This window comes from Pantoea phytobeneficialis, from assembly GCF_009728735.1.
GTDB lineage: Bacteria > Pseudomonadota > Gammaproteobacteria > Enterobacterales > Enterobacteriaceae > Pantoea > Pantoea phytobeneficialis.
The window spans coordinates 4,155,664-4,182,553 of the sequence record NZ_CP024636.1 but is presented as its reverse complement, the minus strand read 5'-3'; the positions used below and the strand labels follow the sequence as shown (position 1 = coordinate 4,182,553).

Genomic DNA, 26,890 nt, shown 5'->3' with positions numbered 1-26,890 from the left:
GGCCGGATGTGTAAGTGCAGCGATGCATTGAGCTAACCGGTACTAATGACCCGTGAGGCTTAACCTTACAACGCCAGAGGCGTTTTGAGTTGAGAGACGCGAGAATTTTCAGCATTGTTCGAACGGATTGATTCGTATGGCCTGCGAGGGCGGTGCGGATAAACAGAATTTGCCTGGCGGCTGTAGCGCGGTGGTCCCACCTGACCCCATGCCGAACTCAGAAGTGAAACGCCGTAGCGCCGATGGTAGTGTGGGGTCTCCCCATGCGAGAGTAGGGAACTGCCAGGCATCAATTTAAGGTATTTACCTGAAAAGGTAACACCGGTTATCAGCGAGACCCCGCTGGTAATGCAGTATTCGGTGGTGCGGTAGTTCAGTCGGTTAGAATACCGGCCTGTCACGCCGGGGGTCGCGGGTTCGAGTCCCGTCCGCACCGCCACCCTCATTTAGGGGCGTAGTTCAATTGGTAGAGCACCGGTCTCCAAAACCGGGTGTTGGGGGTTCGAGTCCCTCCGCCCCTGCCAGAAAACAATCCTTTGCTTAGGCAAAGGATTTTTTTTGCCTAAAATAACCTGCATATTTTCACTACCCTCTCCTGGATACTTTTCTCCAGCACAAAATGCTCAGATCGTTTAGTGATGGAGGGAATTGAGCTTCACCAATATCCACTCAAATCCTTCTGATTTTATTACATCAATGTGTCAATACCGGATATTTGAGCAACTGGCGAATATGCGCCTGCTGATCACTATTTTGTAGCCAGACCGCATATAGTGGTCTGACAGCGACAGGCGTATCAGGAATAACCATCAGATCGCTGTAAATGCTATGCCAAAAATCAGGCAAAAACGCGCAAGCACCAGTCGTATGCAGCAATTCTCGGGTAACATGCGCCGATGTTGTCGTTAATACCGGAACGTCATCACTGGACAGATAGTTTTCATGTTGGTGAAAATCTGCTCCCCATTCCAGTTTGATGTAATCATATTTTTCACGCTTCTCAGTTTTACGCGCACGAAATAATGCGAGTGAAATGTGGCCAATTTGCTGGCTGGTCAATTCATCCATCTTTGGCGCTTCGGTGGTGATTAAAAGATCAAGCTGCCGCTCATGTAACTGCTTCACCAGCAAATGCCGTTGCGCGATACGCGCTTCAAGATGAAGGCTTTCTCTGTTCTCATAAAGCGATTGTAACCAGGGGGTTAGATAAGCCTCCCACAGCGATGCGCTGGCCCCGATAGAAAGCTCATGATGCTGCTGTGTATGGGAGACTTCCTTTTTTGCCATCAGCCAGGTACTCATCAGGCTTTCTGCGTAAGGTAATAAGCGCTCGCCCGCAGAAGTCAGCCGAATGTTATTACGATGGCGCGTAAAAAGGTTAACGCCCAGCTGGTTTTCCAGTTGGCGAATGCGAAAACTAACGGCAGATTGCGTGAGGTAAAGCGCTTCAGCAGCACGCCCGAAATGGCGAGTTCTGCTCACTTCGAGGAAAGTTTTCAGTAATTCCGTATCCACAGCATTCTCCCAAAAAATGTTTGTCGTATTGATTTAAATGTTTTGTTTTACACTCTGTCAAGCCTATCTAATACTCCGCGCCATAAATAGCACGGCCATATGAGAATCAGGAGCGTGTAAAATGGCGGATAGCTTCGCAACAACGAATCGTTTCTTTGATAACAAGCATTACCCTCGTGGTTTTTCGCGTCATGGTGATTTCACCATTAAAGAAGCTACGCTTCTTGAGCGCCACGGTTTTGCCTTTAATGAACTGGACCTGGCAAAGCGTGAGCCAGTGACGGAAGAAGAACGTTTATTTATTGAAGTATGTCGTGGTATTCGTGAGCCGCAAACGGAAGCGGAGCGTGTATGGTCGAAATATACCGCACGTATCAAGCGTCCTAAGCGTTTTCACACGCTCTCCGGCGGTAAGCCGCAAATGGACAGCGTCGAAGATTACAGCGACAGCGAAGACTAAGAAACGGGGCATTGGCCCCGTTTTTTTACTCCAGACTTTTGTGTAGAAAAATCATCAAGCGATCAATACTGCGATACCCTACCGCTTCCTGAATATGATGCCGGGTAATTCGCGCCTCTCCTGCCAAATCGGCTATCGTTCTCGCCACCTTCAGAATACGTTGCCAGGCACGCACTGACAGGCCAAGTGAATTCAGCACCTCTTCAAGCCACTTTGCATCTTCTTCAACCAGCTCACACCAGCGCTGTATTTCTGCATTCGAAAGATATGCGTTCACTTTCCCACTGCGGTTGATTTGACGTTGCCGTGCCGCAACCACACGTTGTAGCACCTCTGCGCTACTCTCACTGCGCTGCTGTTTCTGGCTAAGTGTACCGCTGGGTAACAGCGGCACTTCGAGGGAGAGATCAAAACGGTCAAGAAAAGGGCCGGAAAGACGGCTCAGATAGCGCAATACCTGCTGTGGAGTACATCGGTTATGGTTTCCCTGATAATGGCCAGTTGGGCTGGGGTTCATTGCGCCAATTAACTGAAAACGCGCTGGATAGGTAACTTTGGCGCGGGTGCGAGAGATGGCAATCTCACCGGACTCAATCGGCTCGCGTAGCGCATCCAGTACCCGACGTTCGAACTCAGGTAACTCATCCAGAAAAAGGACACCATTGTGCGCCAGCGAAATTTCACCCGGACGGGGTAAGGAACCGCCGCCAATCAATGCATACAGCGAAGCGCTATGATGTGGTGCGCGGAAGGGGCGTTTACGCCATTGTTGTTGAAGGTTGCCGCTACTGACCAGGCTGGCGATAGCCGCACACTCCAGTGCCTCCTGGTCATTCAACGGGGGCATAATGCCGGGCAAGCGTGTGGCCAGCATGGTTTTCCCGGTTCCCGGCGGACCCAGCAGCAGCAAATTGTGACCGCCTGCGGCGGTAATCTCCAATGCCCGTCGTCCTTGTTCCTGCCCAATAATATCGCTCAGATCCTGGCTGTCGTTGTCGATGCTGTCAGGCTGATAACGAGCAATGGGTAACTCCGTCTGATTATGCAGAAAGGCGCAAATCTCCAGCAGATGTTTACCAATCAGGGTTGTGCCTTGCTGAATTAAACCTACATCCTGTTGATTCTGTTCAGAGAGTACCATTTGTCTACCCGCCTGGAGGGCGGCCATAGCCGCAGGAATGGCAGCCTGAACGCCACACAGCGCCCCGTTCAGTGCTAATTCACCCAGGAATTCATATTGCCCGAGTTTCGCGTCAGGAAGCTGCTCTGAGGCGGCGAGAATCGCAATGGCGATCGGCAGGTCGTAGCGCCCACCTTCTTTAGGGAGATCTGCAGGGGCGAGATTGATGGTGATGCGCTTTGCCGGAAAGGTAAATCCGCTGTTGATGATAGCGCTGCGCACCCGCTCACGCGCTTCTTTTACCGTGGTTTCCGGTAAACCCACCAGCGTTAAGGCAGGCAGGCCGTTGCTAATATGCACTTCCACCGTTACCAGCGGTGCCTGCACACCCAGCGCCGCGCGTGTCAAAACCCTTGATAAAGACATAACCACTCCTTGTTGGTTCTATCTTGCAGGGCTTTATAAGGAAGGCCTAATCGGGATGATCAGAATTACGCGCAGGGTTCCATCATTTCGCTGCGAATTTCTGCCTGTTCACGTATTTTGGATGCTGGTTCTCAGAACGAAATTGAATGTTACGACGCGGTCGTAATGAATATTTATCACAAATACAAATAACCGTTTACTTACAAGGTGATAACCACTTTCGTGCCGTTGCGTCATAAAAATTTCTGATGAAAATTATTGTCAATGCCCGGATAACTATGGTAACTCTGTAGGTATTACTTCGAACAATCGAAAAAACGAACAACACATGAAAGCCCTTCTACAAGTGATTAGCCTAGTCGTGATTAGCGTGGTGGTGATTATTATCCCACCGTGCGGGGCTACGCTTGGAGAAAGAAAGGCTTAAAAATCAAGCCTGGAATTCGAAAAACCCCCGCACCGCAAGGTCCGGGGGTTTTTTTTCGACCAGGTAAAATATCAGCGAATCATCGAGGAACAGATAATGAACAGTAGCATAAAATTCTGTTGTTCCCGCAGGGATACAGGAGAATAACCATGACAGGTGCACAGTGGGTAGTTCAGGCTTTACGCGCGCAGGGTGTTGATACAGTGTTTGGTTATCCTGGCGGTGCCATCATGCCAGTGTACGATGCGCTCTACGATGGCGGCGTGGAACACCTACTGTGTCGGCATGAGCAAGGTGCAGTGATGGCGGCGATTGGTTATGCTCGCTCTACTGGCAAGACCGGCGTCTGTATTGCCACCTCTGGCCCTGGCGCAACTAATCTGATCACCGGCTTAGCCGATGCAATGATGGACTCCATCCCGGTGGTTGCCATTACCGGCCAGGTTGCTTCTCCGTTTATCGGCACCGATGCGTTCCAGGAAATTGACGTTCTCGGCTTGTCACTGGCCTGCACCAAGCATAGCTTCCTCGTTGAATCCCTTGATGATTTACCTTCAGTCATGGCTGAAGCCTTCGCCATCGCCCAGTCTGGCCGCCCAGGTCCGGTACTGGTTGATATCCCGAAAGACATCCAAATCGCTCATGGCGATCTCACGCCGCACCTGCTGCCGGTTGAAGAGGCGTTGAGCCATTCACCGCAGCATATCGCGGAAGCGCGCGCCCTGATGGCGCAGGCGAAAAAACCGATGCTTTATATCGGTGGTGGCGTGGGTATGGCGCAGGCAGTCCCTGCGTTACGTGCGATGGCGATCGATACCGGCATCCCGATGGTCGCCACGCTGAAAGGTTTGGGTAGCGCGGATGCCAACAGCGATCTTTATCTCGGCATGCTGGGGATGCACGGCACCAAAGCGGCTAACCTGGCGGTCCAGGAGTGCGATTTGCTGATCGCGGTTGGTGCGCGTTTTGACGACCGCGTTACCGGTAAGCTGGACACCTTCGCGCCACACGCCAGCGTTATCCATATTGATATCGACCCCGCCGAACTGAACAAGCTGCGCCGTGCGCACGTTTCGTTGCAGGGTGATTTGAATCAGGTGCTGCCCGCGCTGAGCATGCCGCTGCAAATCGATGCATGGCGCACCGAAGTTAAAGCGCTGAAGGCCGAATTCAACTGGCGTTACGATCATCCAGGCGAAGCAATCTATGCCCCGCTGCTGCTGAAGCAGTTGTCCGATCGTAAAGCCGACAGCGCAGTGGTGACCACTGACGTGGGTCAGCATCAGATGTGGGCAGCGCAGCATATGTCATTCAGCGCGCCGGAAAACTTTATTACCTCCAGCGGCCTTGGCACTATGGGCTTTGGCCTGCCGGCTGCGGTAGGTGCCCAGGTGGCCCGTCCGAACGATACCGTCATCTGCGTATCCGGTGATGGCTCAATCATGATGAACATTCAGGAGCTGGGTACCATTAAACGCGGCAAACTGCCGGTTAAAATCCTGCTGCTGGATAACCAGCGCCTCGGCATGGTACGCCAGTGGCAGCAGCTGTTCTTTGATGGTCGCTACAGCGAAACCATCCTTACTGATAACCCCGATTTCCTCACGCTGGCCAGCGCTTTTGATATCCCCGGCCAGCGCATTAGCCGTAAAGATCAGGTCGACGCCGCCCTTGATGCTCTGCTGAACAGTGAAGGTCCATACTTCCTGCATGTTGCGATTGATGAGCATGAAAACGTCTGGCCTTTGGTACCGCCTGGTGCCAGCAACGCAAACATGATGGAGAAAACCGTATGAACCAGCATCAATTGTCTATCGAAGCGCGCTTCCGCCCTGAAATATTGGAGCGCATTTTGCGCGTCGTGCGCCACCGTGGTTTCCAGGTGTGCACCATGAACATGGCATCAGCCGCGAATGCCGAAAATATTAATATCGAAATGACCGTTGCCAGCCAGCGCTCTGTCGATTTACTGTCTTCGCAGTTAAGCAAACTGATGGATGTCGCTTGCGTCCAGATCCAACAACAGACAACACAACAAATCCGTGCCTAGTCGCGAAAGGAAATAACAATGAGTACGAAGAAAGCAGACTTTATTTGGTTCAATGGGGAGATGGTTAAGTGGGAAGACGCCAAGGTCAGCGTCATGTCTCACGCGTTGCATTACGGTACTTCAGTGTTTGAAGGCGTGCGTTGCTACGACTCACACAAAGGCCCGGTGGTGTTCCGTCATCGTGAACACATGCAGCGTCTGCACGACTCCGCCAAAATCTACCGCTTCCCGATCAAAGCCAGCGTAGATGAGCTGATGGAAGCCTGCCGTGAAGTGCTGCGCGTCAACAAACTGAAAAGCGCTTACATCCGTCCTCTGGCCTTCGTAGGCGACGTGGGCCTGGGTGTGAACCCGCCAGATGGCTACACCACCGATGTGATCATCGCTGCGTTCCCTTGGGGTGCTTACCTGGGTGCTGAAGCGCTGGAGCAGGGCATCGACGCGATGGTTTCTTCATGGAACCGCGTAGCCCCGAACACCCTGCCGACCGCAGCGAAAGCCGGTGGTAACTACCTTTCTTCTCTGCTGGTGGGTAGCGAAGCTCGTCGCCACGGCTATCAGGAAGGTATCGCTCTCGACACCAACGGCTATATTTCAGAAGGTGCTGGTGAAAACTTGTTCGAAGTGAAAGATGGCATTCTGTTCACGCCGCCGTTCACTTCTTCTGCGTTGCCGGGCATCACCCGTGACGCCATCATCAAACTGGCAAAAGACATGGGTATCGAAGTTCGCGAGCAGGTGCTGTCACGCGAATCACTGTACCTGGCTGACGAAGTGTTCATGTCTGGTACTGCGGCGGAAATCACTCCGGTTCGCAGCGTTGACGGAATCCAGGTGGGCGCAGGCAAATGTGGTCCGGTGACCAAACGCATTCAGCAGGCATTCTTTGGCCTGTTCACTGGCGAAACTGAAGACAAATGGGGCTGGCTGGACCAGGTTAACCCATAACACGTTTTTTCGCGGACGCAGTAGCGTCCGCGACATTATCCTTACTGGAGTAAATAGAGCATGCCTAAGTACCGTTCCGCCACCACCACCCATGGCCGTAACATGGCGGGTGCCCGTGCCTTGTGGCGCGCGACAGGAATGACCGACGCCGATTTCGGTAAGCCGATTATCGCCGTGGTCAACTCATTCACCCAATTCGTGCCTGGCCACGTCCACCTGCGCGATCTCGGCAAACTGGTCGCTGAACAAATCGAAGCGGCTGGCGGTGTGGCTAAAGAGTTCAACACCATTGCGGTGGATGACGGTATCGCCATGGGTCATGGCGGCATGCTGTATTCACTGCCTTCGCGCGAGTTGATCGCTGACTCCGTCGAGTACATGGTCAACGCCCACTGTGCCGATGCGATGGTCTGCATCTCCAACTGCGACAAGATCACCCCGGGAATGCTGATGGCCTCGCTGCGCCTCAACATTCCGGTGATCTTCGTTTCCGGTGGCCCGATGGAAGCGGGTAAAACCAAGCTGTCTGACAAAATCATCAAGCTGGATCTGGTGGATGCGATGATTCAGGGTGCGAACCCGAACGTCAGCGATGCCGATAGCGAGCAGATTGAACGTTCCGCCTGCCCGACCTGTGGTTCCTGTTCTGGTATGTTCACCGCCAACTCGATGAACTGCCTGACCGAAGCGCTGGGTCTGTCACAGCCAGGTAACGGTTCGCTGTTGGCGACCCATGCTGATCGTAAGGACCTGTTTATCAATGCCGGTAAGCGCATCGTTAACCTGACCAAACAATATTACGAGCAGGATGATGCCCGCGTACTGCCGCGTAATATCGCGAGCAAAGCCGCGTTTGAGAACGCCATGACGCTGGATATCGCGATGGGCGGCTCCACCAACACCGTACTGCACCTGCTGGCCGCCGCGCAGGAAGGCGAAATCGACTTCAACATTTCTGATATCGACCGTCTGTCACGCAAAGTGCCGCATCTGTGTAAGGTGGCCCCGAGCACCCAGAAATATCATATGGAAGATGTGCACCGCGCGGGTGGCGTAATCGGCATCCTCGGTGAACTGGATCGCGCTGGCCTGTTGCACACTGACGTGCGCAACGTGCTGGGTCTGAACTTGCGTGAAACCCTGGATCAGTACGACATCATGCTGACCAAAGACGAAGCGGTGAAAAAGATGTTCCGCGCCGGTCCGGCCGGTATTCGCACCACTCAGGCGTTCTCGCAGGATTGCCGTTGGGACACGCTGGATGACGACCGTCAGGAAGGTTGTATCCGCACCCGTGAATTCGCTTTCTCGCAAGACGGTGGTCTGGCGGTGCTGTACGGCAACCTGGCGGAAGATGGCTGTATCGTGAAAACCGCTGGTGTGGACAAAGAGATCCTCACCTTCAAAGGCCCGGCCAAAGTTTACGAAAGCCAGGACGATGCGGTTGAAGCGATTCTCGGCGGTAAAGTGGTCGCGGGCGATGTCGTGGTGATTCGCTACGAAGGGCCGAAAGGTGGACCGGGCATGCAGGAAATGCTCTATCCGACCACCTACCTGAAATCGATGGGCCTCGGCAAAAGCTGTGCGCTGATCACCGATGGTCGTTTCTCAGGCGGTACCTCCGGTCTGTCTATCGGCCACGCTTCACCGGAAGCGGCCAACGGCGGCACCATCGCGCTGGTGAAAGACGGCGACATCATCGAAATCGACATCCCGAACCGTGGCATCAAGCTGGCGGTGCCGGAAAACGAACTGCACGCACGTCGTGAAGAGGAAGAAGCCCGTGGTGATGCAGCGTATACGCCGCATGGCCGTGAGCGTCAGGTTTCCTTCGCCCTGCGTGCTTATGCATCACTCGCGACCAGCGCTGACAAAGGCGCGGTGCGCGATAAGTCTAAGCTGGGAGGCTAACAGATGGCTGAGTCTCAACCGCTACCCGCGGCGCCTTGCGGCGCGGAGTATTTGCGCGCGGTATTGCGTTCACCGGTGTACGAAATTGCACAGGTCACGCCGTTACAGAAAATGGAAAAAATTTCATCGCGTCTTGGCAACACCATTCTGGTGAAGCGTGAAGATCGTCAGCCGGTGCACAGCTTCAAGCTGCGCGGGGCTTACGCGATGATTGCCGGGCTGACTGAGGAGCAGAAAGCGCGCGGCGTGGTGACGGCATCCGCTGGCAACCACGCGCAGGGCGTGGCCCTCTCAGCCAGTACCTTAGGCATCAAATCACTGATTGTGATGCCGCTGGCCACGGCAGATATCAAGGTTGATGCGGTGCGCGCATTTGGCGGTGAGGCTTACCTGTTTGGTGCCAACTTCGACGAGGCAAAAGCCAAGGCGATTGAGCTGGCGGAGCAGCAAGGTTACACCTTCGTTCACCCGTTTGATCATCCGGCGGTGATCGCCGGGCAGGGCACGCTGGCGATGGAACTGTTGCAGCAGGATGCGCATCTCGATCGCGTTTTCGTACCGGTCGGTGGCGGTGGTCTGGCGGCGGGTGTGGCGGTGCTGATCAAGCAACTGATGCCGCAGATTAAAGTGATTGCCGTTGAGTCAGAAGATTCAGCCTGCCTGAAAGCGGCGCTGGATGCCGGTCATCCGGTTGATCTGGCGCGTGTCGGTTTGTTTGCTGAAGGTGTGGCGGTGAAGCGTATCGGCGACGAAACCTTCCGCCTGTGCCAGGAGTATCTGGACGACATCATCACCGTGGACAGCGATGCTATTTGCGCCGCGATGAAAGATCTGTTCGAGGATGTGCGTGCGGTGGCGGAGCCTTCCGGGGCGCTGGCGCTGGCCGGGATGAAAAAATACATCCAGCAGCACAACATCAAGGGCGAACGTCTGGCGCATGTGCTGTCGGGGGCCAACGTCAACTTCCACGGTCTGCGCTACGTCTCCGAGCGCTGCGAACTGGGCGAGCAGCGTGAAGCGTTGCTGGCGGTCACCATCCCTGAGCAACAAGGCAGCTTCCTGAAGTTCTGCCAGACGCTGGGCGGTCGTTCCGTCACTGAGTTCAACTATCGTTACGCCGATGCCGACAACGCCTGCATCTTCGTTGGCGTGCGCTTGACGCGCGGGCTGGAGGAACGTAGCGAAATCATCAGCCAGCTCACGCAGGGTGGTTATAACGTGGTGGACCTCTCCGACGATGAGATGGCCAAGCTGCACGTCCGTTACATGGTCGGTGGTCGTCCATCCAAACCGTTGCGTGAGCGCCTGTTCAGCTTCGAGTTCCCGGAAGCACCCGGTGCGTTGCTGAAGTTCCTGCAAACGCTCGGTACGCACTGGAATATCTCGTTGTTCCACTATCGCAGCCACGGCACCGATTACGGTCGTGTGCTGGCGGCGTTTGAACTGGGTGATGATGAGCCGCGCTTTGAGGAGCATCTCACGGCGCTGGGTTATGACTTCCACGACGAAGCCAATAACCCGGCGTTCCGCTTCTTCCTCGCCGGTCAGTAACTACAGCAGGTTCCAGAAGGCATTGATAAGCGGCTCTCCGAGCCGCTTTTTTTGTACGCAAACGCCCAGCTCGAGCGGCGCGACCGACTCGACGTTCTCCAGCACCAACACGCGATTACGTACCGGTTCCGGGCTGTTTTCCAGTACCACGTCCGGCAGCAGCGCGATGCCACATCCCAGCGCCACCATCGACACAATCGCCTCATGGCCCGACACCGTGGCATAAATCAGCGGATTGGGAATGCGGCGGCGGCGAAACCACAGGTCGATCCCCCGGCGTGCAGGCCCTTGTTCCGGCAGGATAAACGGAATCAGCGACCAGTCAGGCTCGTCCTGGGTCGCCTGATTCCGCACCGGGCAGGGCAACGCCGGGGCGATCAGGACCAGCGGAATCAGCCCAAGTGGCGTAAAATCTATGCTGGCGGGCAGCGATTCAGGGCGACCGGCAATCGCCAGGTCGGCCTCACCAGACTGCACCATCTCAATCGCATCGGCGGCATCGCCGGTGGTGAGCTTGATCTCCACCTGCGGATGTTCGGCGCGAAAGCGGTCGAGAATCGGTGGCAAATGGCTATAGGCTGCCGTGACCGAACAAAACAGACGTAACTCGCCACTGAGCGAGGGGCCGTTCAGGTCCATCACATGACGCAGTTGTTGATATTGCAGCAGGGTTTGCTGGGCAAACTGACGCAACCGTTCACCGGCCTCGGTGAGTGTCACGGTCCGGTTATCACGCAGAAACAGCGCGTGGCCGACATCCTCCTCAAGGCGCTGGATTTGGCGCGACAGGGTAGATGGGCTGACATGCATGGCGCGTGCTGTGCGGCCAAAGTGGCAGCTCTCGGCCAGATGGAGGAAGAGTTTCAGGTCTCGTAAATCCATGCGCGGGTAACCTCAAAGTAATATTGCAAATCCTGCAATGTGACCTTGTAAATATATCAATTTAAGCAACAGATTTCCTGTCATATGATGGGGTCATTCGCGACACTGATAACAGCGTCGTTACTGAACAAAGCAAACACAACATCAAACCGGAGTACCCATGGCTAACTACTTCAACACTTTGAACCTGCGCAACCAGTTAGCGCAGTTAGGCAAATGTCGTTTCATGGCGCGCGATGAATTCGCGGATGGCGCCAGCTTCCTGAAAGGGAAAAAAGTCGTCATCGTTGGCTGTGGTGCTCAGGGCCTGAACCAGGGTCTGAACATGCGTGATTCCGGTCTGGATATTGCTTACGCCCTGCGTGCCGAAGCGATCGCTGAGAAGCGTGCTTCTTTCCGCAAAGCGACCGATAACGGCTTCAAAGTGGGTACTTACGAAGAGCTGATCCCGCAGGCTGACCTGGTGGTTAACCTGACGCCAGACAAGCAGCACTCTGCTGTAGTTCAGGCGGTACAGCCGCTGATGAAAGACGGCGCAGCGCTGGGCTACTCACACGGTTTCAACATCGTTGAAGTGGGCGAAACCATCCGTAAAGACATCACCGTGGTCATGGTGGCGCCGAAGTGCCCGGGTACTGAAGTGCGCGAAGAGTACAAGCGTGGCTTCGGTGTGCCGACCCTGATCGCAGTTCACCCGGAAAACGATCCGAAAGGCGAAGGCCTGGCGATTGCTAAAGCCTGGGCCTCTGCGACCGGTGGTGACCGTGCGGGCGTGCTGGAATCCTCTTTCGTTGCGGAAGTGAAATCTGACCTGATGGGTGAGCAGACCATCCTGTGCGGTATGTTGCAGGCCGGTTCTCTGCTGTGCTTCGACAAGCTGGTGGCAGAAGGCCACGATGCGGCTTACGTTGAAAAACTGATTCAGTTCGGCTGGGAAACCATCACCGAATCCCTGAAGTTCGGCGGCATCACCCTGATGATGGATCGTCTGTCTAACCCGGCTAAACTGCGTGCTTACGCGCTGTCTGAGCAGCTGAAAGGCATCATGGCTCCGCTGTTCCAGAAGCACATGGATGACATCATCTCTGGTGAATTCTCCTCCGGCATGATGGCTGACTGGGCCAACGACGACAAAAACCTGCTGACCTGGCGTGAAGAGACCGGTAAAACCGCGTTCGAAACCGCACCGCAGTTCGAAGGTAAAATCGAAGAGCAGGAATACTACGACAAAGGCGTTCTGATGGTTGCAATGGTGAAAGCGGGCGTTGAGCTGGCATTCGAAACCATGATCGACGCGGGCATCATTGAAGAGTCTGCTTACTATGAATCACTGCACGAGCTGCCGCTGATCGCTAACACCATTGCACGTAAGCGCCTGTATGAAATGAACGTGGTTATCTCGGATACCGCAGAATACGGTAACTACCTGTTCTCCTTCGCGGCTGTACCGCTGCTGAAAGAGTTCATGACCACCCTGCAACCGGGCGACCTGGGCAAAGCAGTGGAAGGCACTCAGGTAGACAACGCGCAGCTGCGTGACGTGAACGAAGCGATTCGTCAGCACCCGATCGAAGCGGTTGGCCGCAAACTGCGTGGCTACATGACCGACATGAAACGTATCGCCGTAGCGGGTTAATCCGTTCGCGACACAGTTTTCAGCAACGAAAAACCCCGGCTTGCCGGGGTTTTTTTTGGGTTAAGCTGCGCGTTGTTACCCTCACCCTCACCCTAACCCTCTCCCGCAAGCGGGAGAGGGAACTGATCGAGCATATGGCACACCTCCCTCTCCCTCATGGGAGAGGGCCGGGGTGAGGGTAACAGCACGCACCTAACCCCACCCAATAAAAAACCCGGCCTGAGCCGGGTTTCGCATTTAACACTTCAACGCATCACACTGCTTCATACAGCGTCTGATTACGTGTCTCTTTGCAGGCAATCAACGCAATCAAGGTCAATGCCGCCATCGAAGCCAGATAAAAACCCACCGCCTGCAAACCGTAGTTCGCGTTCAGCCAGGTCGCGATATAAGGTGCAACGGATGCCCCCAGAATCGACGACAGGTTATAGGAAAACGAAGCACCGGTATAACGCACTTCAGTCGGGAACAGCTCTGGCAGCAACGCACCCATCGGGCCAAACGTCAGGCCCATAATGCTCAGGCCGAGCAGCAGGAAGCCCATCACCAGCACCTGCGAACCCGAACCAAGCAGCGCCGGGAACATAAAGGCGAACGCGATAATCATCAGGGTAATGGTGATCATGGTTTTACGGCGACCGAAACGGTCAGCCAGCAGGCCAGCAATCGGCACCATCACACCAAAACCAATCACCGCCACCATCAGCATCCACAGGAAGCTGTTACGTGAATAACCCAGGCCGACCGGCGCTGGCGCCGTGCCGTAGCTCATGGAATAGACGGTCATGATGTAGAACAGCGTATAGGTGGCGAGCATGATAAAGGTGCCGAGAATGGTCGCCACAAGATGTTTGCTCAGCAGGGTGCCAATCGGTACGCGTACCTGCTTCTTCTCTTTCTGCACTTTTGCGAATACCGGGCTTTCATGCAGCGATACGCGAACATACAAACCGATAATCACCAGTACGGCGGAGAGGATAAAAGGTACACGCCAGCCCCATTGCATAAACTGCTCGTCAGTCAGCAGCCAGGAGAGCAGCAGGAAGGTACCGTTAGCGAAGAAGAAGCCAATCGGTGCGCCAAGCTGCGGGAACGATCCGTACAGCGCACGCTTTTTCGCCGGGGCATTTTCGGTTGCCAGCAACGCAGCACCTCCCCATTCGCCCCCGAGGCCCAGACCCTGACCAAAACGTGCCAGCGCCAGCAGCAGCGGTGCAGCCACACCAATGGTTTGATAACCAGGCAGCAGGCCGATCAGTACGGTCGATACCCCCATGGTCAACAGGGAAGCCACCAGGGTGGCTTTACGGCCCACGCGGTCACCAAAGTGACCAAACACCGCTGAACCAATTGGACGCGCGACGAAGGCGATGGCAAACGTCGCCAGCGACTGTAGCGTCGCGACTGTGGCATCACCCTGTGGGAAGAAGATATGCGGGAAAACAATCACCGCCGCAGTGGCGTAAATATAGAAATCGAAGAATTCAATCGCGGTGCCGACAAGAGACGCTACGACCACTTTGCCGCGTGAATTGACTGGCGCATCGTCGTGTTTTTTGTCGAGTGGTTCTGTGATGGAGGCTTGCATAACTGTTTCTTAATTGTAAATTGAAACAAAGAATCTTACGCACCTGTTTTGCGTCATTCAATGGCGAAAAACCGCGTCACAACAGGCTTTTTCGGCGAAAAAGAGGATAATTTCTGAGTTCATGCAATCGGCGGCGGATGGGAAGGGGAACGGCGGCTTTTTTGGCGGGAATCTCTGCAAAAGGGCCAAATAAAAGTGACCCTTTAGCGATTCCTGCTGGGTTTTGCCGCAAAAACAGCCAATGGGGAACATTTTTGGCTGTTGCGGCAAATGTAACTAATGTTGCTGGTGGGGTTGTGGCATCTCTTTATCATCTTTATATCTGGCGGTGGCGATCCAGGCGGCGCAGAACAGCGTGAGACGCGCAAAGAAGTAGAAAAATGCCATCAGACCTAATACCGAACCAAATGCCGCACCGGAGGGGGAGGTCGCCAGTTTCGGCAAGGTAATGGTCATGACAAACTTAATCACCTCAAAGCCAACAGCCGCCAGCAGCGTACCGCGAAACAGCGCTTTCTTACGCGGCTTGTGGCGCGGCAAAATCCAGAAAATCCACAGGAAGAGTAAATAGTTAGCAAAGATAGAGATACTCAGGGTAATGATGGTCATCGCCGGGCGTAACCACTCAATATGATCCAGCCCCAGCGCCTGCACAATCGCGGCCTGTGCCGCCCCGGCCACCGAGGTCAGCGACAAGGTGATGACCAGCGCCAGCATCAGACCGGTGAGTGAGATAAAATCACGAATGTATCGCTTCCAGAATTTTTCCTGATCATCAGGTTTCCGTTCCCACACATCACGCGATTGCGCGCGAATCGCTTCGCGCAGGTTACCCATCCAGTTAATGCCTGAATACAGCGCCAGCAGCAGGCCGGTCAGGCCGACGGTAGCACGCTGTTGAATCGCCGTATTGACGGTGTTTTTCAGGGTATTGGCAAGGTTAGGATCGCTGATACTGTTGACGATTTTGTTGATCAACTCCGTGAGTAAATCCTGATTCGACGCCAGCACAAAACCGACCGCCGCAAAGGAGACCATCAAAATCGGTATCAATGAGAGAAACGAGAAGTAGGTAATGGCGGCACCAAACTGGCTGCCGAGACGATCATTGAACCGCTCCAGCGCGCGCAAAAAATGGGCTACCGCCGGGATGGCCTGAAACCAGGTCGCGAAGCGTGAGACATGCACAATCGAGCGGTCCACATGCTGATTACCGGTTTTCAGATCAATGAGCGGCTTTTGCCCGGCCGCTTTTTCCTGATTTTTTTCGTCCGTCATAGACATTCATCATCCTGTTCACAGCGAAATTAAAATTATAGCCTGCTAAGTGACGTACTCCTGCAAGACCTGGCTTAACCACTCCATAAACACCCGCACCCGGCGTGCAACATTGCGTCGATGCGGATAGAGCAGCGAAATCGGCATCGGTTTAGCCGGAAAATGATGCAGCACTTCCACCAGTTGCCCGGACTCCAGCAATGGCTGCACGCCAATCGCCGGCACCTGAATAATCCCCAGCCCGGCAATACACGCCGCACGATAGGTTTCGGTGCTGTTGACGGTTACCACGCCGCCGGTTTGCACGAAATGCGTCTGCTTGCCATCAAAATATTCAAAGCCAGGCGATGGCTGGCCCAACTGCTGGGTATAGTGCACCATCGCATGTTGCGATAAATCTTCCAGGCGCACCGGCATACCGAAGCGGGAAAGGTAATCGGGGCTGGCGCAGTTAATCAAGGCATGGGTTCCGATTTTACGCGCGATCAGGCCGGAATCTTTCAGCTCCCCCACGCGTATCACGCAGTCAAATCCCTCACGGATCACATCCACCTGGCGATCGCTGCTGCTAAGCTCAATCTCAATGCCGGGATAGTGCTGCAAAAACTCCGGCAACCGCGGCAGGATAAAACCGGTCGCCATCGCTACCGACATATCCACGCGCAATTTGCCGCTCAGCGTCGCCGGATCGTGTTGAAACAGGCTGTCCATATCATCCAGCATCGACAACAAATCGAGGCAGCGATCGTAATAAACCAGCCCATCCTGGGTGAGATGGACACGGCGCGTAGTGCGATGCAGCAGCCGTGTACCCATTTGATTTTCCAGCGCCTGTAACTGGCGCGATACGCTGCCTTTTGGCAAACCAAGGCTCTCTGCCGCGCGGGTAAAACTGCCCATTTCTGCCACCCGCACAAAAACCTGCATTGCGTGAATTTTATCCATGTTGTTCACCGATTGTTGTTGTTAGTGAAACAGTGCAGCGCATTACAACGAGTTTATAGATCAAACCTCAGAGAATATCCTTGAAACGTGTTCAATTTTGCAACAGGAGCGAATCATGAGTCACAAAATTGCGTTGATTACTGGCGGCAATCGCGGTTTAGGCAAGAATGCCGCGCTAAAACTGGCCGCAAAAGGCACCGATATTATTTTTACTTACCGCAGCCATGCAGAAGAAGCTGAGGCGGTGGTGAAGGAAATTGAAGCGCTGGGTGCGCGTGCTGCCGCGCTGTTGCTGGATGTCGGCGATACGCGTCAGTTTGATGGCTTTGTCAGTCAGGTTAAAGAGACGCTGCAAAAGGTGTGGCAGCGAGACAACTTTGACTATTTAGTGAACAACGCCGGTCACGGTCACTACAAGCTGTTCAGCGAAACCACCGAGGACGAGTTTGATGCACTGGTCAACGTGCATTTCAAAGGGCCGTACTTCCTTACCCAGAAGCTGCTGCCGGTGATTATTGATGGTGGTCGTATCCTCAATATCTCCAGCGGCCTGACGCGTATCACTTATCCAGGGTCCAGCACCTATGCCTCCATGAAAGGGGCGATGGAAGTGTTGACGCGCTACCAGGCGAAGGAATTGGGCGAACGGCGTATCCGCGTCAACATCCTGGCACCAGGGGCGATTGAGACGGATTTTGGCGGTGGCCGCGTACGCGACACCAAAGAAATCAATGACACCATTGCCTCGCTGACGGCACTGGGCCGCGTGGGACTGCCGGATGATATCGGCGACGCGGTCAGCGCAATTCTGAGCGATGAAACTGGCTGGATCACCGCCCAGCGTATCGAAGCGTCCGGCGGGCAAGCACTGTAATCAATCGCGCAATAAATTGCGCCGCTACAAATATGTGCAGATACCGTAGCGGCGCGATTTATCGCGCAATGTGCATCGGTGCCTTATCGTTCGATGGTGCCGTCGATCACCGTCACTGTCTGGCCGCCAATCCAGATGGCCTCTGGCGTGAAACTGACCTGAATGCGTCCGTCACGCTGAACCACGCTGCCCTGACGGGCGCGGTAGTCGCGGGTATCGCCCTGTGACGCCAAATAGCGCGCCAGGCAGGCATTGGCGCTGCCGGTCACCGGATCTTCCACCAGGCTGCCGTTCTCTATAAACAGCGCGCGCAATTCATATTGTTCGCTTTCACCTTGTGGTAGCGGGCCAAATGGGGCGATGCCATTCACCTTGGCGTGTTTCTGCAAGCGCAGCAGATCACTGGCGTTGGCCTTAATCTCCCGCACTGCTGCGGCGCTGGTCATCGGTAACAGCAGCCAGCGGATCCCCATATCCACCACCGTAGGCGACTGGCTTTCATCCAGGGCGTCGCTATTAATGGCGCTGCCGATCAGCGCATCGCTGAAGGGAGTCAGGGTGGCTGCCGGGGCGGCGAAAGCCAGCGCTCCGTCAGTGCTGATCCTGACGTCCACCAGGCCAACGCCACACTCCTGCACGATTTTGCCCGGCATCTTCAGCGGCCAGCCCGCCTCAAGCAGCGCATGCGCGGTGCCAAGCGTCGGATGCCCGGCAAACGGCAGCTCACCACCGGGGGTAAAGATGCGCACCCGATAATCCGCTGCTGCATCCTCCGGTGGCAGCACAAAGGTGGTTTCCGACAAATTGGTCCAGCGCGCAATCGCAGCCAATTGCGCATCGCTCAATCCCTGTGCATCCATAATCACCGCCAGCGGATTGCCGCGAAAGGCTGATGAGGTAAAGACATCCACTTGTTTAAACGCGACCTTCATTGTCACTCCTTCCTCGTTGAGGTGGTCTGAAATCCTGATTTACATGATGTTGATTGCTAAAGGTAATCATTAGGGCTATGAATAGATTAACAATTATGCAACCGGAGTTCGCTATGTTAAAAATTCTTGGCCGCACATCATCAATTAACGTGCGCAAAGTTTTGTGGCTATGTGCCGAGCTGGATATTCCTTACGAGCACGAAGTCTGGGGCGATGAAAACAAATCCCTGCACTCTCCCGAATTTTTGGCGCTTAACCCCAATGCCATGATCCCGGTGATTATCGAAGACGATTTCGTCATGTGGGAGTCCAATGCCATTCTGCGCTATCTTGCCACCAGTTACGGCGGCGAGTGGCTCTACCCGGAAAACCCGCGCGCCCGTGCGCCGATCGATCAATGGACTGACTGGCAAGCCACTGAACTTAACACCTCATGGCGCTACGCGTTTATGTCGCTGGTGCGCAATTCACCCGCCCACCAGGATGAACGTCTGCTGGCGGCAGCCTGCAAAGGCTGGAATCACACTATGGGTATTCTCAACCAGCAGTTGGAAAAAACCGGGCGCTACGTAGCAGGTCGTAACTTCACTCTGGCGGATATCCCGGTCGGTCTGGCGGTGAACCGCTGGTTTGAAACTCCGCTGGAACATGCCGACCTGCCAGCGGTACGCACCTATTACGAACGCCTGACCGAGCGCGAGGGTTACACCACCTGGGGCCGTAACGGCACGCCTTGATCCTGTCCTGGCGGCAGGCCGCTTAATTCGCAGGCCAGTGCGCCAGTGCGCTCCAGTGCCCAGGTATAACGCGCATCGAACGGATAGCAGCAGGAGAGGCGCAGCGCATGGGTGTAGCGCTCACTCAGTGAGTACAGCGCACCCGGCGTGACGCAAATTTGCTCCTGCAACAACCGATGAAACATCTCCACGGTATCCACTTTTCCCGGCAGTTCGACCCAAAACACAAAGCCACCGCGCGGCAGGGTAGCGCGCGTTCCCTGCGGGAAATGGCGGGCGATAATGCCACGCGCTGCATCAAGATTGGCAGCATAGCGGCGACGCAGGGTGCGCAGGTGGTGATCGTAGCCACCGCTGGCGAGAAACTCCGCCAGCACTTCGCTCAGCAGGCGGGACTCCGACATCGACGACACCGCCTTCAGCCGCGCAATTTTTTCGTGAAAACGCCCGGCGGCGGTCCAGCCGATGCGAAAATCGGGTGCGACGGTTTTGGTAAAGCTGGTGCAGTAAATCACCCAGCCATCGTTGTCGAAGGCTTTAACCGGCGGTGACAACGGCCAGTCAAACTGCAATTCGTCGTACAGACCGTCTTCAATCAATGGAAGATGGTAAGTATTTACTAACTTCGCCAGACGTTTCTTATTCGCCAGCGGCATCACGTAGCCGAGTGGGTTCTGCGCGCCGGGCATGGCGATCAGCGCCTGAATACGCTGTTCCTGGAGCAGCATCTCCAGGGCATCCAGCGATAATCCCTGCTGTGGATCGGTGGGAATCTCCAGCGCTTTCAGCCCCAGTGAAGCCAGCAGTGGGAAGAGAAAGAAGTAGGTGGGGGATTCCAGCCCGACACAGTCTCCGGGTTTGGTGACCGCGCGCAGCGCCAGTTGTAGTGCTTCCATGCAGCCGTGAGTGAGGGTGATGTCCTGCGCGGTAAGGTTTATCCCGGTATGCAGACTGCGGCGTGCAATCTCCTCCCGTAAGCGCTCACTACCCGGCGGAAGCGCGTAACGACCAACTATTTGCGGGTTACGGCGTAAAACGCTGGCGGTTATCCGGCTCAGACGGGCTGACGGATACAATTCAGCATCTTGTGGGCAGGCCAGCGAGATATTGGTGTAGTCCGGGTTATTCTGCGCGGCAAACACCTGCTCAATCAGCTCCAGCTTTTGTGTACTCGGGTCATCCACCTTCGCGCGCATTTTCTGTACCGGACGTGTCAGCGCAGGTAACACGCTGCGTACATAATACCCGGACTGAGGACGTGCTTCGATCAGGCCGCGATCTTCCAGAATTTGCCAGGCATTGAGTACCGTATTGATACTCACCTGATGGGATTGCGCTACCCGACGTATGGCGGGCAGGCGTTTACCGGGCTTCAGTGTTCCCTGGTGGATAGATTCCGCAAAGCTGTCGGCGAGCTGCTGATATAGCGTCTGGCCGGATGAAAGAGGAAGGGACACAAAAGCCTCCGCATTTGATGGGTACAATTATCAATTTGGCAAACTGTAACCATAACAATAGTCATTTTGTGTCTCTGTTTCCATTGCGTTGTGACGATTAGCATGAAGTCATGTTGATCAATCAGGAACTGCATCATGCTCGATCCCTCTTTCTTCAGTTATGTCACCGTTATGTCGATCACCCCCGGCCCGAACAACCTGCTGCTTGCCACTTCCGGGGTGAATTTTGGCTTTAAGCGTACGTTGCCGATGGTGTTCGGCATTATGCTGGGCTGTGCGATGCAGGTGGTACTGGCGGGGGTAGCGCTGGAGGTGCTGCTGCACTGGATGAGCGCGATTCGCCTGCCGTTAACGCTGGTGGGATGTGGCTACCTGCTTTGGCTGTCGTGGAAGATTTTTCGTGCGGGAGCGCCCGAGGCACGAGACAGCGTTCAGCCGATGACCATCCTGAGTGGTGCCTTGTTTCAGGCGGTCAATCCCAAAGCCTGGTTAATGGCGAGTAACGTGGCGTTGATGTATGCCAACAGCAATGGGGTGGCGGCGATCGTGGTGGGATTTGCGCTGCTGAACCTGCCGTGCATTTTGATCTGGGCGGCGCTGGGAGATCGCTTGCGCAACCACCTGCAAATTGCGTGGAAGCGCCAGGCCTTCAACAGCCTGATGGCGTTGTCGCTGGTGGTGACGACCGGGTGGATGTTGTACGACGCGTTGCAGTTGGTGTAAGAATACGAAACGGCGCGATCAACCGCGCCGTTACAGGTATTTACTTGCCGACGACGTGCGCGGTTTCGCGGCCTTCGTCGTTCGCGGCCATCGGTGTCACCGGTGCGTAATCGAGTTGCAGCACGCGACTGGTTTCTGCCAATACTTTCTCGGTCAGTGCCACGTCACCGTTGAGTTTACGGCCCCAGGATGGAATAACCGTGCGGATTTTGGTCTGCCACTCAGGCGAACGCATCTGCTCCGGGAAGGCCTTCGCCATCAGCTCCAGCATAATCGGTGCGGCAGTCGATGCCCCCGGTGATGCGCCCAGCAGCGCCGAAATCGTGCCATCTTGTGAGGTGACCACTTCGGTGCCAAGACGCAACACGCCGCCGTCTTTCTCATCATTCTTGATGATCTGCACGCGTTGACCTGCCGTCACCAGACGCCAGTCTTCCTGCTTCGCCTGCGGTACATAGGCGCGCAGGGCGTCCATACGATCGCTGTCGCTTTGCAGCACCTGATCAACCAGATATTTCACCAGATCGAAGTTTTTCAGCCCAACCTGCATCATTGGCATCAGGTTGCTGCCATTCATCGCGCCGAACATATCCAGCAGCGAACCTTGCTTGAGGAATTTGGTGGAGAAGGTGGCGAAGGGACCAAACAGCAGCACCTGCTTGCCATCCAGCACGCGGGTATCAACGTGCGGCACGGACATCGGTGGTGCGCCGACAGAGGCTTTGCCATACACCTTCGCCATATGCTGCTGCACCACGTCCGGGTTCTCTGTCACCAGGAACGAGCCGCCCACCGGGAAACCGGCATAGCCTTTCACCTCCGGGATGCCCGATTTTTGCAGCAGCGGCAGTGCCGCGCCGCCTGCGCCGATAAACAGCTGACGGGCGTTGAGCACACGGCTTTCGCCACTGTCGGGATTAAACAGGCTAACCTGCCAGCGACCATCACTCAGGCGCTTGATATCACGCACTTCCTGGCGCATCCGCAGGCGGAAATTGGCTTTCTTCTCCAGGGCGGCGATCAGCTGGCGCGTCACTTCACCGAAGTTCACGTCGGTGCCCATTTCGGTCCAGGTGGCAGCCACTTTCTGTTTTTTGTCGCGACCATTCATCACCAGCGGAATCCACTGCGTGATTTGATCGCGTTCTTCTGAGTATTCCATGCCACGGAACAGGGTGCTTTTTTGCAGCGCCTGGAAACGTTTGCGCAGGAATTCGACGTTGTCGTCGCCCCAGACGAAGCTCATGTGCGGCGTACTGTGGATAAAGCTTTTCGGATTGCGCAGATTGCCTTTCTGAACGTGATACGCCCAGAACTGACGGGAAATCTGGAACGATTCGTTAATCGCCACCGCTTTAGAAATATCGATGCCGCCATCCGCCTTCTGCGGCGTGTAGTTCAGCTCCGCCAGCGCAGCGTGACCGGTACCGGCATTGTTCCAGCCATTGGATGACTCTTCCGCTACCGTTGCCAGGCGTTCGACCATCTCAATAGACCAATCCGGCTCCAGGTCTTGCAACCAGGTTCCTAAAGTAGCGCTCATGACGCCAGCGCCAATTAACAGCACATCAACGTCTTTTCGTTCCTGAAGGTTTGCGCTTTCCATGCCAGCGGCGCTTACTGCCAGCGCCAGATTTACCGCAGTTTTGCTCATGAGGCGACATCTCCTCTTCTGTTGACCTGAAGTTCAACAGGTTCGCAGGCGAAACAGCCACGCTTCTTTCGAGCGCGTCGCGCCGTTTCTCAAAGGTTAAGACTCAGGTTAAGTCGTGGGGGTGCTAACGGTTAACTGCACGTTATGCATAGTCATTCGAATATAACATTCTCGTATCGGAATTAAACGTTTGTTTATTTTTTAAAGGCAGAAATGATTCAGCATAAGAATTAATCGGCGGAACCCGCTTGTCATAAGGGATTTTTATCCCTTAATCAGACGGTTACGGCAATGTCTATGTTGCGACATTGTGATGCTTTTGTGCGGATTTTTACGGGGTTAACACCAAAGGGTTAATGTTAACATTATGATAATATTGAATTTAAAGAAAATTGATTTTTTATGCGATTTTTATGTTGCGCGATATTTCGCCTGGTTGTGTAAAAATAATGTTACATTTGTGTGATGACTTATTCAGGCGCGAGCTACCGCGCCCGTCAGAAGAAATTTCAATCACGCGGTGCACTATCAGGTAACTTTTTCAGACTGATCGCCAGCCGGTTATAGGTATTCATCAAACCGATTGCCACGTTGAGATCCACAATCTCCTTATCGCTGAACACTGCTTTCACTTGCGCAAACAACGCCTCGGGCGCACCCTGGCTGGCAATCAGCGTCAGGCTCTCGGCCCATGCCAGCGCTGCCTGTTCGCGGGCATCAAACAGCGTGCCTGATTCATGCCATACCTGGGTTAACACAATTTTGTGCCACGGCATGTCGGCTTTGTGCAGTGCCTGGGTGTGCATATCGATGCAGTAAGCACAGCCGTTAATCTGCGAAACGCGCAGAAATACCAGCTCCAGCAGGCTGTGCGACAGGTCGGTTTGTGTCAGATAGCTATAAACGCCACCCAGGGCTTTCATCGCACCGGGCGCGGCGCTGTAAAAATCGATACGTTGGCTCATCTTTCGTTCCTCAATCAGTTAAGGTTTTCATCTGCATTGTTCACTGCCGTATGGAGCAACAAAAGTGCCAAAAAATGACAAAAGCAGTGGCCCATTCGCCCTGACATTGGATCGCAGCGATACGCGGGGGTTGAGTGAACAGCTGCATCAGCAACTCAGCATGGCGATTGCCGAAGGGCAACTGGTGGCCGGTGCGCGCTTGCCATCATGCCGTGATCTGGCAGTGCAGCTGGGCGTGGCGCGCGGCACGGTGCGTCGCGCTTATGACATGTTGGTGGATAGCCAATTGTTGGTGGCAAAAGGGGCGGCAGGCACCTTTGTGGCGGCAGCGGCGTTAAGCCAGCCGCCGCGCGCGGCGGTGGCTGCGACAGGGTCCGCTCTGCTTGACATGGTGTATGACTTCGACACGGCGCCGCTGACTTTCCAAATGGGCGTCCCCGCCAGCGACGCTTTTCCGGCCAAAGTCTGGACGCGCGTAGTACAACGGCAGGCGCGCCAGCAGGCCAGCCAGTCACGCGGTTATCCCGATCCGCGCGGCAGCCTTGCGCTGCGCCAGGCGCTGGTGGGCTATCTGGCGGTGGCGCGCGGGATTCATTGCCAGGCAAGTCAGATCCTGGTAACCAATGGCTACGCGGGCGCGCTGGGTTTGATTGCGCTGGCGCTCGGTTTACACGGTCAACAGGCATGGATGGAAGAACCCGGTTTTATGCTGGCACGCGCGGCATTGCAGCACATGCATGTCACGCCAGTTGGCATTCCAGTCGATGTCGAGGGATTGCAGGTGGAGGAGGGGATTGCGCGCGCGCCTGATGCTGCATTTGCCCTGGTCACGGCCGGACAGCAGGCACCGCTTGGGGTAACGCTCTCGCTGGCGCGCCGCCAGGCGTTGCTGGCCTGGGCCAGCTCCCAACAGCGCTGGATCGTGGAAGATGACTATCTCGGCGAACTGCAACTCGGCAGCCGTGCCGCCCCGGCGCTGGCGGCGATGGATAACGACGGGCGAGTGATCCACGTCGGCACCTTCAGTAAAACCCTCAGCCCAAGCCTGCGGCTGGGATTTGTCGTGGTGCCGCCCGGTCTGGCGGCGCGCTTTGCCGACACCAGCGCACTGCTGGCACCCGCCTCCTCTGCGCTGCTGCATGACGCGGTAGCGGAATTCCTGCGTGAGGGCCATTTCCTGCGCCATTTGCGGCGTATGAAGCGGGTCTATCATGAGCGGCTGGAGGGGATTGTTGCGGCATTACGCCCGCATTTTACTGATGTTCAACGCGCCGGTCTGGCAGTGATTGTCCGTTTGCCCGCAGGCACGCCAGACCAGCAAATTGCCCGTGAGGCGCTGGCCTATGGCCTGGCACCTTCACCGCTCTCCATCTGGTTTCAACACGAAACCGGGCGACAATATGGTTTCCTGCTGGGGGTGACCCAGTTACCGCGCGAAGGGTTTGCGCGCTGTGCCGAACGGCTGAAATGGCTGGTGGATGCGCATCAACCACGCATGGACCAGTAAAAAACCGCATTCTTGTGCCTTTTACTGGTCCAATGGGAGGATTAAGGTACGCCTCATTGCAACGAATGAGGAATCTGAGTGATGAAACTGTTACATGTTGATGTCAGCCCAAAAGGTGCCAAATCCAACTCTCGCGCGTTAAGTCGTTATTTTGTTGAGCGTTTGCAGGCGCAGCTGCCTGCGTTGCAGGTGGAGTATCTCGATCTGGACCAGCATCCGGTGAGCCATGTCAGCGGGGAGTTTGCCCAGGCGACTTACACACCGGAGGACCAACGCACGCCACGTATGAAAGCGGTGCTGGCAGATTCCGATCGCCTGTGTGCGCAACTGCTCGATGCCGATGCCTTGCTGTTCGCTATGCCGATGTACAACTGGAGTATGCCATCGGCCTTCAAAGCCTATATTGATGCCATTATTCGCACCAATCTGACGTATCACTTTGATGAACAACAAAATGTGATTGGAAATCTGACGCGCCAGAAAGCGCTGTTTCTGACCACGCGTGGGGCAAGCCTGCAACCGGGTTCGCCCTATGCTGACATGGACGCCTTAACGCCCGCCCTGCGTGCTGCCTTTGGCTTTATCGGCATCCAGGCGCCGCAGTTTGTCAACGCAGAACCGCTGGCATTTGCGGACCAGGCCGCACGGGAAGCGGGCCTGGCGCAGGCGTATCGCGATCTGGATGCGGTGGTGACGCTATGGGCCGATGCTGCGGTTACTGCCTGAACCAGCGTCGCCAGACGAAGCGAATAACGAAAAATTCAATCGCGCCCAGCAGTAAAAACCACAGACAAAACACAATGGTGTAAAGCTGATTCAGATCCTGCAAATGAAAGCGGGTTTGCAGGCTCTTTGCCATCGCCAGGCTAAAGGCTGGCGCAGGCAGCAGCAGCGCGGAGAGAAAGCCCAGCAGTAAAATGCCGCCAGGGATAATCAGGGTTTCTAACGGGTTTTTCATCGCAAAATTCCACAACAAGTCGCGCATATAGCGTAGCGGCGCGATTTATCGCGCGGGTTTTAAATAACCGTGAAAATAGCGCGATAAATCGCGCCGCTACCCGAATTCGTGCAATAGCATCAAATCGAGCGGGCATTAGCGCACAAAGCCCCACACGGCGCAATCCCTGGGACGACAGGCTGAATAATTTTCTTCTATTCCATCGACTTAGCAGCAGAAATAGCGAGAGTTAAGAGTTATAGCCTTTGCTATACTTAAAGCCCTGATTTTACTGTCTTTTTTTTAGTGAGTTTGCGTGCTAGACTGCGCGCACTTTTTCATTACTGAACAATAGATGCGGACAAAC

Annotated in this window: 24 protein-coding genes, 2 tRNA genes and 1 rRNA gene; 16 read left to right on the top strand and 11 right to left on the bottom strand. The window is 55.1% G+C overall.

Translation table 11 applies throughout. The features are described from left to right. Window positions 1–172 precede the first annotated feature (172 nt). From rrf to CTZ24_RS19470, 3 genes are all read left to right on the top strand, one after another. A 5S ribosomal RNA gene (gene rrf, locus CTZ24_RS19480) occupies window positions 173–288 on the top strand. A gap of 74 nt (window positions 289–362) precedes the next feature. Next, window positions 363–439: transfer RNA gene (locus tag CTZ24_RS19475), tRNA-Asp, on the top strand. A 9-nt stretch (window positions 440–448) separates the two neighbouring features. Beyond that, a tRNA-Trp gene (locus CTZ24_RS19470) sits at window positions 449–524 on the top strand. Window positions 525–693: 169 nt separating this feature from the next. On the opposite strand, the gene hdfR is transcribed toward CTZ24_RS19470, so the two are convergent. Continuing rightward, the gene (gene hdfR, locus CTZ24_RS19465) at window positions 694–1,515 is read right to left on the bottom strand and encodes an HTH-type transcriptional regulator HdfR (protein WP_021184985.1); all 822 of its coding nucleotides are present in this window, start codon (window positions 1,513–1,515) and stop codon (window positions 694–696) included. 121 nt (window positions 1,516–1,636) lie between these two features. Here hdfR and CTZ24_RS19460 point away from each other — a divergent pair, with 121 nt between their 5' ends. Next, the gene (locus tag CTZ24_RS19460; protein ID WP_013510966.1) at window positions 1,637–1,975 is read left to right on the top strand and encodes a MaoP family protein; all 339 of its coding nucleotides are present in this window, start codon (window positions 1,637–1,639) and stop codon (window positions 1,973–1,975) included. A gap of 25 nt (window positions 1,976–2,000) precedes the next feature. Here the strand turns inward: CTZ24_RS19460 and CTZ24_RS19455 are convergent, their stop codons facing one another. Next, the gene (locus CTZ24_RS19455) at window positions 2,001–3,521 is read right to left on the bottom strand and encodes a YifB family Mg chelatase-like AAA ATPase (RefSeq protein ID WP_208724386.1); all 1,521 of its coding nucleotides are present in this window, start codon (window positions 3,519–3,521) and stop codon (window positions 2,001–2,003) included. 328 nt (window positions 3,522–3,849) lie between these two features. Here CTZ24_RS19455 and ilvL point away from each other — a divergent pair, with 328 nt between their 5' ends. The 6 genes from ilvL to ilvA all read left to right on the top strand — a co-directional run bounded on the left by ilvL (window position 3,850) and on the right by ilvA (window position 10,408). Beyond that, window positions 3,850–3,948, top strand: a complete 99-nt coding sequence (gene ilvL, locus CTZ24_RS19450; RefSeq protein ID WP_071783595.1) for an ilv operon leader peptide — start codon at window positions 3,850–3,852, stop codon at window positions 3,946–3,948. 149 nt (window positions 3,949–4,097) lie between these two features. Continuing rightward, window positions 4,098–5,744 carry an acetolactate synthase 2 catalytic subunit gene (gene ilvG / locus CTZ24_RS19445; RefSeq protein ID WP_208724385.1) on the top strand — a complete coding sequence of 549 codons (1,647 nt, stop codon included), beginning with the start codon at window positions 4,098–4,100 and terminating at the stop codon, window positions 5,742–5,744. Further along, window positions 5,741–5,998: an acetolactate synthase 2 small subunit gene (ilvM, locus tag CTZ24_RS19440; protein WP_013510963.1), complete on the top strand. Its 258-nt coding sequence runs from the start codon at window positions 5,741–5,743 to the stop codon at window positions 5,996–5,998. The genes ilvG and ilvM overlap by 4 nt, the downstream gene beginning before the upstream one ends. A gap of 18 nt (window positions 5,999–6,016) precedes the next feature. Continuing rightward, window positions 6,017–6,946: a branched-chain-amino-acid transaminase gene (ilvE, locus tag CTZ24_RS19435; protein WP_013510962.1), complete on the top strand. Its 930-nt coding sequence runs from the start codon at window positions 6,017–6,019 to the stop codon at window positions 6,944–6,946. Window positions 6,947–7,006: 60 nt separating this feature from the next. Further along, the gene (gene ilvD, locus CTZ24_RS19430) at window positions 7,007–8,857 is read left to right on the top strand and encodes a dihydroxy-acid dehydratase (RefSeq protein WP_021184982.1); all 1,851 of its coding nucleotides are present in this window, start codon (window positions 7,007–7,009) and stop codon (window positions 8,855–8,857) included. A 3-nt stretch (window positions 8,858–8,860) separates the two neighbouring features. Then, window positions 8,861–10,408, top strand: coding sequence for a threonine ammonia-lyase, biosynthetic (gene ilvA, locus CTZ24_RS19425; RefSeq protein WP_021184981.1), 1,548 nt, complete (start codon window positions 8,861–8,863; stop codon window positions 10,406–10,408). Here the strand turns inward: ilvA and ilvY are convergent, their stop codons facing one another. After that, window positions 10,409–11,290, bottom strand: coding sequence for an HTH-type transcriptional activator IlvY (gene ilvY, locus CTZ24_RS19420; RefSeq protein ID WP_013510959.1), 882 nt, complete (start codon window positions 11,288–11,290; stop codon window positions 10,409–10,411). Between the two features lie 160 nt (window positions 11,291–11,450). Between ilvY and ilvC the strand changes: the two genes are divergently transcribed. Next, window positions 11,451–12,926, top strand: a complete 1,476-nt coding sequence (ilvC, locus tag CTZ24_RS19415; RefSeq protein WP_021184980.1) for a ketol-acid reductoisomerase — start codon at window positions 11,451–11,453, stop codon at window positions 12,924–12,926. A 253-nt stretch (window positions 12,927–13,179) separates the two neighbouring features. On the opposite strand, the gene CTZ24_RS19410 is transcribed toward ilvC, so the two are convergent. From CTZ24_RS19410 to CTZ24_RS19400, 3 genes are all read right to left on the bottom strand, one after another. After that, a complete protein-coding gene (locus CTZ24_RS19410; protein WP_021184979.1) occupies window positions 13,180–14,514 on the bottom strand; it encodes an MFS transporter in 1,335 nt (444 codons plus the stop codon). Between the two features lie 276 nt (window positions 14,515–14,790). Then, a complete protein-coding gene (gene yhjD, locus CTZ24_RS19405) occupies window positions 14,791–15,798 on the bottom strand; it encodes an inner membrane protein YhjD (RefSeq protein ID WP_021184978.1) in 1,008 nt (335 codons plus the stop codon). A gap of 39 nt (window positions 15,799–15,837) precedes the next feature. After that, entirely contained in the window at window positions 15,838–16,737 is a 900-nt protein-coding gene (locus CTZ24_RS19400; RefSeq protein ID WP_208724384.1) for a LysR family transcriptional regulator, read from the bottom strand. A gap of 115 nt (window positions 16,738–16,852) precedes the next feature. Between CTZ24_RS19400 and CTZ24_RS19395 the strand changes: the two genes are divergently transcribed. Next, window positions 16,853–17,611, top strand: coding sequence for an SDR family NAD(P)-dependent oxidoreductase (locus CTZ24_RS19395; RefSeq protein WP_208724383.1), 759 nt, complete (start codon window positions 16,853–16,855; stop codon window positions 17,609–17,611). 83 nt (window positions 17,612–17,694) lie between these two features. Here CTZ24_RS19395 and CTZ24_RS19390 read toward each other — a convergent pair whose 3' ends face one another. Next, a complete protein-coding gene (locus tag CTZ24_RS19390) occupies window positions 17,695–18,543 on the bottom strand; it encodes a PhzF family phenazine biosynthesis protein (protein WP_208724382.1) in 849 nt (282 codons plus the stop codon). Window positions 18,544–18,656: 113 nt separating this feature from the next. Between CTZ24_RS19390 and CTZ24_RS19385 the strand changes: the two genes are divergently transcribed. Then, window positions 18,657–19,280, top strand: a complete 624-nt coding sequence (locus tag CTZ24_RS19385) for a glutathione S-transferase family protein (RefSeq protein ID WP_021184975.1) — start codon at window positions 18,657–18,659, stop codon at window positions 19,278–19,280. Here the strand turns inward: CTZ24_RS19385 and CTZ24_RS19380 are convergent. Next, the gene (locus CTZ24_RS19380; protein ID WP_021184974.1) at window positions 19,247–20,737 is read right to left on the bottom strand and encodes an aminotransferase-like domain-containing protein; all 1,491 of its coding nucleotides are present in this window, start codon (window positions 20,735–20,737) and stop codon (window positions 19,247–19,249) included. The genes CTZ24_RS19385 and CTZ24_RS19380 overlap by 34 nt on opposite strands. 135 nt (window positions 20,738–20,872) lie before the next feature. Here CTZ24_RS19380 and CTZ24_RS19375 point away from each other — a divergent pair, with 135 nt between their 5' ends. Continuing rightward, complete coding sequence (locus tag CTZ24_RS19375) at window positions 20,873–21,460, top strand: LysE family translocator (protein ID WP_208724381.1); 588 nt, start codon at window positions 20,873–20,875, stop codon at window positions 21,458–21,460. A 40-nt stretch (window positions 21,461–21,500) separates the two neighbouring features. Here CTZ24_RS19375 and mqo read toward each other — a convergent pair whose 3' ends face one another. Together mqo and CTZ24_RS19365 are read right to left on the bottom strand one after the other, a co-directional pair. Then, on the bottom strand, window positions 21,501–23,114 hold the full coding sequence (mqo, locus tag CTZ24_RS19370) for a malate dehydrogenase (quinone) (RefSeq protein WP_021184973.1): 1,614 nt from the start codon (window positions 23,112–23,114) through the stop codon (window positions 21,501–21,503). A gap of 509 nt (window positions 23,115–23,623) precedes the next feature. Further along, window positions 23,624–24,079 carry a carboxymuconolactone decarboxylase family protein gene (locus CTZ24_RS19365; RefSeq protein WP_021184972.1) on the bottom strand — a complete coding sequence of 152 codons (456 nt, stop codon included), beginning with the start codon at window positions 24,077–24,079 and terminating at the stop codon, window positions 23,624–23,626. Window positions 24,080–24,143: 64 nt separating this feature from the next. Between CTZ24_RS19365 and pdxR the strand changes: the two genes are divergently transcribed. Together pdxR and CTZ24_RS19355 are read left to right on the top strand one after the other, a co-directional pair. Further along, on the top strand, window positions 24,144–25,586 hold the full coding sequence (gene pdxR / locus CTZ24_RS19360; RefSeq protein ID WP_208724380.1) for a MocR-like pyridoxine biosynthesis transcription factor PdxR: 1,443 nt from the start codon (window positions 24,144–24,146) through the stop codon (window positions 25,584–25,586). An 81-nt stretch (window positions 25,587–25,667) separates the two neighbouring features. Continuing rightward, window positions 25,668–26,312, top strand: coding sequence for an FMN-dependent NADH-azoreductase (locus CTZ24_RS19355; RefSeq protein WP_208724379.1), 645 nt, complete (start codon window positions 25,668–25,670; stop codon window positions 26,310–26,312). On the opposite strand, the gene CTZ24_RS19350 is transcribed toward CTZ24_RS19355, so the two are convergent. After that, window positions 26,302–26,544 (bottom strand): DUF1158 domain-containing protein, encoded by a 243-nt coding sequence (locus tag CTZ24_RS19350; RefSeq protein ID WP_084877774.1) that lies wholly within the window; start codon window positions 26,542–26,544, stop codon window positions 26,302–26,304. The genes CTZ24_RS19355 and CTZ24_RS19350 overlap by 11 nt on opposite strands. Window positions 26,545–26,890 lie beyond the last annotated feature (346 nt).